Genomic DNA, 10,706 nt, shown 5'->3' on the forward strand with positions numbered 1-10,706 from the left:
CAACAGGCGTTGTACATGTTTCAGTTCTCTGGTCTATTATTGTGACTTCATACTTGAATTACATTTATTACTTTTTTTTTTAGCTATTCGTCGGCAGCGTCAGATGTGTATAAGAGACAGAATGAATACTATTCACCTATTACTCTGGGCATCAAGTATTGCTCTTCAATCATTATTACTATCAATTGAAGAGAGTTGATTTGAGCCCAACAGGAGAAGTAGATAAAGAGGGAAAACCCTCTATTTGAAGATAAACATATCCCACCTTAGCGAAGTACTAAAAATGTGTTGAAAAATCGAATAAATAGTATGCAATCCAGTAAATAAATCGCTTAGATAAGTTTACAGTCTGTAATTGTGATCGACAGAGATACTGAGACAGAAAGGCAAAAGAAAAGCCTCAATTATGAGGCTTATGGATAAGATAAATTATGGTTGAAGGAAATTCTGCGTGAAATCGAGCGCCTCTTTAGAGAGCTTTTTTTCGGTGGACGATGTGGTTGTCTGTCCTTCCGTCGTTGCTGTGGTCATGTCTGGCTGGAAGTTCGGCGCCGATGCTTCATCCCATGCGTTAGCATCGTCTTTATTTTCGTCACTCAACACCGCGTTAAGCTCCTCCTCTGCAGGAAAATACGCTTCGCGTTTGTACACCTTGTTCAGCGCCCGAATAATGGAATGCTTTCTTACCATCCCTGACGCCAGCTTTCTTTGCAACGGTTTCGCTATAGATTGCAATCCAACGACGACGTCAACACCAATATTGGTCGCCACTTCGTCACGCAACGTACGCGCTGGCTGATACCCCATATTGGCAGCAAGAAACAGCCAAACATAAGCAATCGCATTGCCTGTTTTACCTTTGTCCTTCCACGCTTCGCCAGCATGATACATCGCCTCGGCGCTGCCACCTTCTGCGGCTCTTTCAAGCCAATAGCAGCCTTTGACCATGCTTTTTTCTGTACCAACACCATTTAGGTAACATAAGCCAACTTGGATCTTTCCGTCCGCACTGTCTTTTTCAGCCGCTTTCATAAACCAATAAAGCGCATCTGCACTGCGTCCTGCACTATTGTCTGGTGAAAGTTGCCATTCACCCATGTAAAGCATGGCATCAATACAGCCTTCTTCGGCTGCAGTTTCAATCAGTTGGTTACCTTTGGGAATATTTTTTTCCGTTCCGCGACCAAAAACCAACGCTTTGCCTGTCGCAAATTTCGCTTCGGTATCCCCTTCCATTCCGGCAATGGCGGTACGCCAAAAGTTTGCCTGCTCTTTTAAAATCACATCTTCACGCATGCGCTCACTCAAGCGAACAATACCGTACATTCCCGTCACATTGTCCAACTTAGCGGCTTTATCATACCAATACAGCGCTTGACGAATGTTGTCCTTCTCAGCTTCTTTCGCTAGAAATAAAATGGTGGGGATATGTCCGGTTTCTGCTTTGAACTCACGCTCTTTACGCTCTTGCTCTCGCGCTTTTTGCATCGCCTTTCGATAAGCGGCTTCGCGAGCTTTCCTCTCTGCCTCGAGTCTCTGTTTCCGCATCGACAACGAGATCATCCACACAAATATCAGGACGAGTGAAAGGCCAGTTGCCGCAATGGCAATGCCCATACTACTCATAAATAGCCTCTTTTGGTTTCAGGGCCCAATTCATCTCCCTCTCAGGGAAATCTTAAGATTACGCGCCGACATAACGCCGACTACCTTCATTATATAACGACCACTTAGCGAAAATCTGAAGCTTGCCAATACTTAATGGCGGTATTTTATGCAATATCACTGCAACTTATTTTTAATTAAAAAATATCACTGCGATTTTTATAGAACTTAATCACGGTTTTGGGGCTGAGATATTCTCCTCCCCTATCATCCCCCCTTGCTCCTCCTATAAAAATTTACATTTTAATGATGTGCAGAAGCTCTCACTATGCGTCTGTTTTATTATTTAATTTGTGAACAGAATCGACTGTGACAGAAAATTTTCACTTGTAAAAAACTTAACTGCCTGCTCTCACATTTTGCTGATGATTCAGTGTATTAGCATCTAGTTGAACATTTCCTTTTTCGGCATCTGCCTTTCTAGCGTGTGCGAAACCTTCTTGATGACTGAGTCAGCGAAGGCAGCGCGCAGCTCAATATCAATTCAATAACAATGGATTTGTAAACGTGGACAATAAGACATTTAAATTATCAACAATTGCCAAAACCGTACTGCCTTTGATTTCCGTCGCAGTCATCAGCGGTTGTGGTAGTGATAGCACGAACGAAGATACGACGAACCCAGGCTCAGGCTTGTACCCTGCGGGAGAGAACGAGGTCGTCATTTATTACAAACGCGACGTGGCGTCCGCTTCAACGGCCAGCGACTACGAAGGTTGGGGCTTGCACCTGTGGAACGGTGAAGGCTGTACCAGCACAGATTTAGACGCAATGGGCATTCCTGGCACAGGAACGGATTGGTCGGCACCGCATCCATTCGATGGCATCAACGACACCTACGGTGCTTATTACGTACTGAAAGTGAACCCAGATGCCTCTGACCCACACGAATGCATGAACTTCATTCTGCACAAAGGCGATGAGAAAGCATTCGGCAGTGCAAACTCAAAAGTGGAGCTGACGAAAATCGGCGAATCTAAAGGGTTGTTTGGCTTCCACGGCAGCAGTGAGCTTTACTACGAGCCAATCGAAGAACGCCCTGTTGATATTGATGGTCAAAAAGCGCATTGGCTAGATGCCAACACCATCGCGTGGGAAGCGGCAGCCAATGCGGATTCCATGAAGCTGTTCTACAGCCTCAGCAACGACATTAAAATGGATGAAGACAAGCAAATCTCCGGTGGCACAGCGGTTGAGTTGACGAAAGCAGGTGATTTATCTGATGGTCTGAAATCACGCTTCCGTCACCTTGCTAGCCTCCAAGCTGCAGGCATTGATGTCGATGACGCGACCCTACGCACGATCCTGAAGTCACAAATCGTTATGGTAGCTTACAACGCAAATGGTGACGTCATTTCTGCAACTGAAGTGCAAAAGCCGGGCGTTTTGGATGCGGTGTTTGCCGATTCCAAGGCAGGTAACGCGATTGGTCAAGAACTCGGCGCGATTGTGGAAGGCGGTGCCGCAACCTTCAAACTATGGGCACCAACTGCCCAAGATGTTGATCTGATAATCTACGATGAAAACTTAGCAGAAGAAGCGACCGTTGCCATGACGGAAGACCCAGCAACAGGTATCTGGGTTTCTGAGGCACAAAGCAACGTTGTCAACAAATACTATCGCTACCAAGTTAAGGTATACCACCCAACAACTGGCGTCGTTGAAACGCGTTTGGTAACAGACCCATATTCAATGAGCTTGTCTAAAAACTCGCGATACTCGCAAGTGGTTGATTTAGATGACCCAAGCTTAATGCCTCAAGATTGGAATAACTACGCGCGCCCAACGGTTAAAAAAGACGAAGACCATGTCCTTTACGAGTCACACATTCGTGATTTCAGCTTTAACGACAGCAAAGGCACACCAAGTCTTGATGGCAAATATCTGGCGCTTACAGAACCTGAGCGTGAGTCTGTATCTCACTTACAAGCTTTAAAAGATGCTGGCCTAACAACGCTACATATCCTGCCAGCATTTGATATTGCAACCGTGGATGAAGACGCTGACCAGCGAGTCGATATCACCGACACCGTGGGTAAGCTTTGTGGCATCAAGCCAGAAGCCTCCATTTGTGAGACCGAAGATGACGGCAAAGTGATTGAAGAGGTATTAAATAGCTACGACCCAACAACGGGCAAAGCACAAGCGTTGATGAACGATCTTCGCATGCTAGACAGCTTCAACTGGGGTTACGACCCATACCACTACACCGTGCCAGAAGGCAGTTATGCGACCGATCCTAACGGGTCTAAGCGTATTCTTGAGTTCCGCGAAATGGTTCAAGCGACGCATAAAATGGATCTGAAACTGGTCATGGACGTCGTGTACAACCACACGAATGCATCCGGTGTGAACGAAAAATCAGTACTGGATAAAATTGTCCCTGGGTACTACCACCGCCTAAACGTCAACACTGGCGGCGTAGAAAACTCAACCTGTTGTGATAACACCGCCACCGAAAACCTAATGATGGGTAAACTGATGGTTGACTCATTGATGGTGTGGGCGGATGACTATAAAGTCGATGGTTTCCGTTTTGACCTTATGGGCCACCAGCCGAAAGATGTCATGGTTTACGCACTTGAAAAAGTCCGTGAAATTGATCCGAATACTTTATTCTACGGCGAAGGCTGGGACTTCGGTGAAGTCGCGCAAAACGCTCGCTTCGATCAAGCTACACAAGTCAACATGGCGGGGACAGAAATCGGTACTTTCTCTGATCGTCTGCGTGACGCAGTTCGTGGCGGAAGCCCGTTTGATGGCGGTGTAGATTCAGAAGGTAAGCACCCACTTCGCTTCAACCAAGGCTTTGGTAACGCCGCTTACCCGAACGAAGAAACTAAAACTGATGCAGAATCTGTGAATGGCCGCCTACACAACCAAGATCTGGTTCGTCTAGGTATGGCTGGTAACTTAGCTGACTACGTCCTTCTGGATTACAAAGGCGAAACCAAACTTGGTAAGAATGTTGATTACAATGGTGCTCCAGCAGGCTACACAAAAGTGCCATCAGAGAACATTTCCTACGTGTCTAAGCACGATAACCAAACGCTGTGGGACAACAACGCTTACAAGATTGCGACAGGTACTTCATCTGCTGAACGCGCACGAATGCAGTCTGTATCACTATCAACGGTGATGCTAGGTCAAGGTATTCCGTTCATTCACATGGGTTCTGAGCTATTGCGATCTAAGTCAATGCAGCGTGACTCGTACGATTCTGGTGACTGGTTCAACCGTGTATTCTTCGATGGAAGCGACAATAACTGGAACGTTGGTCTACCACGTGAAGACAAAGACGGTGCAAACTGGGAGTTGATCAAAACCATCGTCGGTGACAGCACGGCGAAACCAGACTCAACGGACATCGAGCTGACTAAGCAACAATTCCTAGAGCTACTAAAAATACGCAGTACAAGCGAACTGTTCCGCTTAGACACCGCGCAAGAAGTGATGAACCGTGTTGACTTCCGCAACGTAGGGAAAGACCAAGTGGAAGGCTTGATTGTGATGTCTATCGACGATGGCACATCAGCAGGTGCCGATTTGGATTCGAACTACGATGCGATCGTGGCCGTTGTGAACTCAACATCAACTGAGAAATCTTTCAAAGTTGCTGGCGCTACTGGTTTCGAGCTGCATGAAGTTCAACAAAACTCTGCGGATGACATCGTGAAAGGTGCAAGCTTCGCCAATGAAACATTCACAGTACCAGCACTGACAACAGCGGTATTCGTACAGCCACAAGACGGCGCGCAAGGTGCAGGCCTACCAGTAAACACGGATAACAAAGACGTATCGAGCATTCCTCCTTACGGCGAAACTGTGGTTTACGTCAAAGGCACCATGAACGAGTGGTCAGATAGCAGTGACTGGGCGATGACCTTTATTGGCAACGGCATGTACTCTGTAACTGGCGTTCTTGAAGCAGGTGAACACGAGTTCAAATTTGCGGACTCAGGATGGGCAAATCCAAACATCGGTTGTGATGCTGCGGATTTGGCTTCTGGCTCACTAGACTTAGGCTCTGCGGGGAACTGTACATTGTCTGTCGCTGAAACTGGTAAGTACAACTTCACTCTGAACGCGTTACATGTGCAAGATGAAAGCGTAGAAAAACCTGTCGTTTCAGTGACCAAGTCAGCAGATGCACCAACGTTCGGTGAAACAGCACTTTACCTACGTGGCACTATCACCACATGGGATACGCCAGCGCAAGACTCAACTGCGAAGTTCAGCTATGTAGCAAATGACGTTTACTCGCTAGACATTGACCTAGCGGCGGGCAACTACGAGATGAAAGTGGCGAGCGCAGACTGGGCAGCAGACACCAACTTCGGTGGCGAAGGCAGTGTTGAGCTTGGTAAAGCGCTAACGATGGAAGTCGGTGGCGGTAGTGCAAACCTGAAAATTGCGATTGCAGAAGCAGGAAATTACAACTTCCACTTCAACGCGGCTGACAAGTCGGCGCCAATCGTGACGGTAACGAAAAACTAGTTTCATTTAAAAACATCCGTAATGAAAAAGGGGAAGCATCACGCTTCCCCTTTGTTTTTTTGGCGTCACTAAATGGTGGATACCAAAATCAAGAAGGTGTTAGTTTCCCCAAATCTGTTCAACAAACTCAGGGTGATCAATGAATGGATTGCGATTGCCCTGAAACTCAAACACTTGTTGATTGCGGTTTTGTTCTTTTTCACTAACAGGATCATTTTTGTGCCAACGTTTCAGCATGTTTAACACCCAAGGTTCAAAAACCGTTGAACTTGAACCATCAAGGACAGCATCCGCATTGCTTGAATTGCCTTCCCAGTTACCTACTACATTTTCATAGCGGGTTGCCATGTAGAAATAGGCACGAGCAAAATCGCCTTTAAACTCATCGATCGGCTCAAACACCGTACCGGAATAACCTAGGCCAGTGCTTGCTTGACCAAGTTTAGAACCATTACTAGACACGTACGTCGCGGTGCCCACTTCACCAAATGGCCAGTTACTGCGCTTCGCATTCACATAGCCATCGGTCGCAAACAAATGGTGACCATCTGAGTTCATCGGCTCAACTTTGCCGCCAAACCAGCTTTTCGGGAACGAGTGTTCACGGTTGTAGCAATCCCCTTCTTGGCTGTATTGACCACATTGGTCTGTCACTTTCGTGAAGCTGATAGCATCAGTGCCCGCAGGTTTCTCTGAATACATATCGAGAATAGAGCCATCATTTTCGTAATAACGATCAATATCGGCATCTTTTACCAAGGTCCACACCGCAGAATAACCTCGGCTAGTGTGGTTGTTGATGATGTTAAACAACGCCGTTTTTAGAGCGTAGCCCGTCTTGCCAGACGCCGCTTGGTAGTAACCATCAACCACTGGTGGGGTTGAGGTTGAGTCACCTAACGTAAAGTCGGTGGTTTCGCTTTTCGAGAATTCAGCGCCAGAAGCAAGAGTCTTATCTCCCACCTTCAACGCGTAAGACCCCGAACCATTGCCACAGCAAATGCCGTCGCCATAGCTGTCTTGAATCGTAAATTGGTAGTTACCATCGGCTAAACACATGGTCTTTTCAACAGTGGTTGACGACTCATACCCCTGACCAGAGAAAAGCACTTGCGCTTGGCTATTTTTCAACTCCCAGCTAGTTTCTGAGCCATAGTTGTCCGTCGTGAGTGTAAGAACCACTTCATGATCACTACAGCTTTCTACAGGAGGTTGTGTACTTGTCTCGGTCGGTTGAAAATTATCGACGTAGACAACTTCTGAGCCATCAAACCCGGCCTCATCATAAAAACGCAACCCGACATTGATGGTCTTGTTCGAACTCGCAGTATAGTTATGCGCCAGCTCTTGCCACTGGTTTACCTGCTGCGGATCTGAGTAATTGTGATAACCATCAACCACCAGACGTGCTTTTACATTTCCTTCGGTGTGATAAACCGAGACAGAAAACGGATAGGTTTTCCCTTGCTCCACATTAATGGTTTGCAAAAGGTCAGTGTTGCTTTGGGTACCTGTATTCACGACGACTTGAGCAGCCAGGCCGCCCGATTTGATTTGTTCGCTGCTTGGCGACACCGCGATGCCAGCGTCAATCACTGACCACTGCGTAGGCGCACTGCCATTCCACTGTTCAAAGTCACCATTGAGAATTTGGCTATATGCAAGCGGAGAGCTAATAACAGCAAGAAGACAGAGGGGTTTCGTTATGGATTTCATTATACTTTTCCATTAGTTATGTAAATACCAAACACGATAAACATATTAGTAAGGCATAAGTAATCCTTCGGTCACACTTTTACGTTGCACAAGTGTTAATTTACTTTTTAATGTGCAGCTTATCTCACAAATATCTACCTGCCGAAAACAAACGCCAATGCAAAAAGCGAAGCAACCTGTTGGCTACATCGTTGGAAAACCATTAAGGGAAAAGTAAAACGGACGGAAAAAAGCCAAGTGTGCGCCTATGGGGGTCAGCAACAACACTTGGCTTGTGTATGAGAAAACCTTCTGGTCAGCTCAACTGATGAGCGGTGATTCCGGATATTTCCTTAGGGTGTAACCGCAAAGAATCGACCTTGTAATGGCGACATCGGAATTTGATATTGACCATTGCTTGGCGTAATTTTTTCATTCGTGAGCAAATCCACCAACTCACCAGTACTAACACTTTCCTGATTAAGAATAATTGTTCTCGCGCTTTTCGAAGTGTTTAGCGCAAACAGTACTTTGTCTGTACCAGATTGTTTCAAGTCCACATAACTGCCGTTACTCGCAACTAAATTCGTGCGTGACCCCTGATACAATGCTGGGTGCGCACTGCGCATCGTCATCAGCGATTTCACGTAAGCTTTGAGATCGGCTTGGTTTGCATCAAGCGTCGCCGTCACACCTTCAATTTTCGCACTGCTGCGCGCAACGTGATCATCGCACAAACCTTGAATGGCGCAGGTGTTGTTGTCTTCTTTTGCGGCAAAACCATCCACTTGATCCCCGATTTCATCACCGTAGTACAACGTGATTGGCCCGGTGTACGCCGCTTGGAAAGCAAACGCGGCTTTATGGCGTAACCAATATTCTGCATCATTTACATCCGCTAAGTTTCCGCGTTGCAACAAGTCACCAAAGCGTACTAAATCATGGTTGCCGATCATCAAGTTCGGCTGCGCATGCGTTGGATATTGGTTGTGTGTGCTGTAGCCGTTGTCTAGCCAATCCACACCGCGACCACCCACGCCGCTCTCATTCACGGCCAAAGTTTCTACGATGCGATAGCGCATCGGGAAGTCAAATGCAGAGCACAATGCTGGATCGCTGTTCGATCCATACGCCTCATTCGCGATCTCAGACTCCCCTTTCCAAATCTCTGCCACCATGTAACCCAACGGATTCACTTGTTCGCCTTTGCTATTGGTGTACGTGACACCTTGCGAGGCTTCATCGACAGCTTTACGAAGTTGTGTCCAAGCGTCTGTCGGAACTTGATAGGCTTGATCTAAACGCCAGCCGTCAATCTTGAGTTCTTTGATCCAATACGTTGCTACCTCTTTGTAGAAGTCGAGACTGGCCGGGTAATCAACGGGGTTACTCGATCCCGTTGGCAACAAGCCGGAGGGAGATGGTTTGATCAAACCATCTTTGTGATGACCAAATACGCCATCAAAAAACACGTATAAACCGCGCTTGTGTGCTTCTTCGACTAGAGTTTTCGCAGTCGCTAAATCACCAAATTTTGGGTCGATCTTAAAGTAATCTGTCGCAAAATAGCCCGTGGCGTCCAAACGATCGGCCCAGTGATCTTGTCCTGCTATCGCTTCAGACTCAAAAATCGGCGTCAACCAAATCGCGTTCATCCCTAAATCTTGGATGTAATCAAGTGAATCAATCACCCCTTGCAAATCGCCATTATGGTGACTGGTGCCATAGCCCGTACCGTGACCAATGCTTGCATCACCATCCACAAAACTCTCGACCATGATTTGATAAGTACGAAGTTGGTTACTTTGCGCCATGACATTGGCTTGGCAAGCATAACTGGTATCCGGTAGCGGAGTGCTGCTATTAGTATCGCCACCACCAGAAGAATTACACGCAGATAAAGCACCAATCACACTTAACGCAAGCAGCGATCGATACAGGCGATGGTTACGTCGGACGTTACGCATTTTACTCTCCCTAACTTACTCAAATTAAGTAAAAACATTTGAGTAATAAAATTAACCCCAACATGCTTCCCATGTAGGGGTTAATAAATAAAAACAGATTTTAAATAACTGAATGGAATATTATTGACACTTATTTACCATAACATGAAGCGGTTTGCCTTTTCCTTCAAATTGAAGGCTCCAGACATATTTCCCGTCTTCTTTAATATCAACTGAAGTATCTGTACCGTAACCACCAAATGTTAATGGTGTTAATTCACCAACGTTCATTCGATTCCCTTTAGCGGTAAATTGTGGGAACCACAACTCGGTCGCATACTGCATTTTGTAGGAGCCTACTTTTTCTTGAATCACAGCTTGGTAGAAGTTATTTCCTTTGTAGGTGTATTGACGTTGAGGCACGTGTTTCCAGTCGGAATCCGCAAACGTGCCCACCACAAACAGTGGTTTAGAAATTGGTCCTTTCGCCGTGCTATCTGGGTTGTCACACGCTTTCATGAAAGCAACCACTTCGTCTTGAGACATATTCACAACGGGCTCTGCGGCCGCTTCTGGTTCTGCAGTCGATTGACAACCCACCAAGGCAACAAGTAGGGCAGTAGCAAGAGAGGTCTTCATCATGTTCATTTCACGTAATTCCTTTTTAGTATATCCAAAGCAAAATAAACTCAACGTTTAAAAGAAATATTAATCGTTATTAAAATGGAAATATCAAACGCTAAATAAATATCGTCGGATTGCGAATTTAAATTACTTCGAGAAGTTTATTTATTTCCTAAGTACAAAAAATAAGTTAGGAACTGTCAATAATTATTGATCTAACCAATATAAAAAACAAAACAATAAAAATAATTATGTGAATAAGATAACTCTATGTAGGGA

5 protein-coding genes are annotated in these 10,706 nt (G+C 45.9%); 1 reads left to right on the forward strand and 4 read right to left on the reverse strand.

Annotation, left to right across the window (positions count from 1 at the left end):
* Nucleotides 1-429: 429 nt before the first annotated feature.
* Nucleotides 430-1,626, reverse strand: coding sequence for a tetratricopeptide repeat protein (locus tag EX191_RS22345; RefSeq protein ID WP_046875696.1), 1,197 nt, complete (start codon nt 1,624-1,626; stop codon nt 430-432).
* Between the two features lie 546 nt (nt 1,627-2,172).
* On the opposite strand from EX191_RS22345, the gene pulA reads away from it, so the two are divergent.
* Nucleotides 2,173-6,162 (forward strand): pullulanase-type alpha-1,6-glucosidase, encoded by a 3,990-nt coding sequence (gene pulA / locus EX191_RS22350; protein WP_193448521.1) that lies wholly within the window; start codon nt 2,173-2,175, stop codon nt 6,160-6,162.
* A gap of 99 nt (nt 6,163-6,261) precedes the next feature.
* On the opposite strand, the gene EX191_RS22355 is transcribed toward pulA, so the two are convergent.
* The 3 genes from EX191_RS22355 to EX191_RS22365 form a co-directional block, all read right to left on the reverse strand.
* Complete coding sequence (locus EX191_RS22355) at nt 6,262-7,878, reverse strand: endonuclease (protein WP_006740819.1); 1,617 nt, start codon at nt 7,876-7,878, stop codon at nt 6,262-6,264.
* Nucleotides 7,879-8,210: 332 nt separating this feature from the next.
* Entirely contained in the window at nt 8,211-9,824 is a 1,614-nt protein-coding gene (locus tag EX191_RS22360) for an alpha-amylase family glycosyl hydrolase (protein WP_085342494.1), read from the reverse strand.
* Nucleotides 9,825-9,944: 120 nt separating this feature from the next.
* On the reverse strand, nt 9,945-10,451 hold the full coding sequence (locus EX191_RS22365; protein ID WP_193448522.1) for a glycosidase: 507 nt from the start codon (nt 10,449-10,451) through the stop codon (nt 9,945-9,947).
* Nucleotides 10,452-10,706 lie beyond the last annotated feature (255 nt).

Origin of the sequence: Vibrio chemaguriensis, assembly GCF_012275705.1 — a bacterium.
Lineage (GTDB): Bacteria > Pseudomonadota > Gammaproteobacteria > Enterobacterales > Vibrionaceae > Vibrio > Vibrio diabolicus.

What these genes read in the sequence shown, in the direction of transcription:
- EX191_RS22345 (WP_046875696.1), bottom strand. Translation starts at nt 1,626, where the DNA reads ATGAGTAGTATGGGCATTGCCATTGCGGCAACTGGCCTTTCACTCGTC.
- EX191_RS22355 (WP_006740819.1), bottom strand. Translation starts at nt 7,878, where the DNA reads ATGAAATCCATAACGAAACCCCTCTGTCTTCTTGCTGTTATTAGCTCT.
- EX191_RS22360 (WP_085342494.1), bottom strand. Translation starts at nt 9,824, where the DNA reads ATGCGTAACGTCCGACGTAACCATCGCCTGTATCGATCGCTGCTTGCG.
- EX191_RS22365 (WP_193448522.1), bottom strand. Translation starts at nt 10,451, where the DNA reads ATGAACATGATGAAGACCTCTCTTGCTACTGCCCTACTTGTTGCCTTG.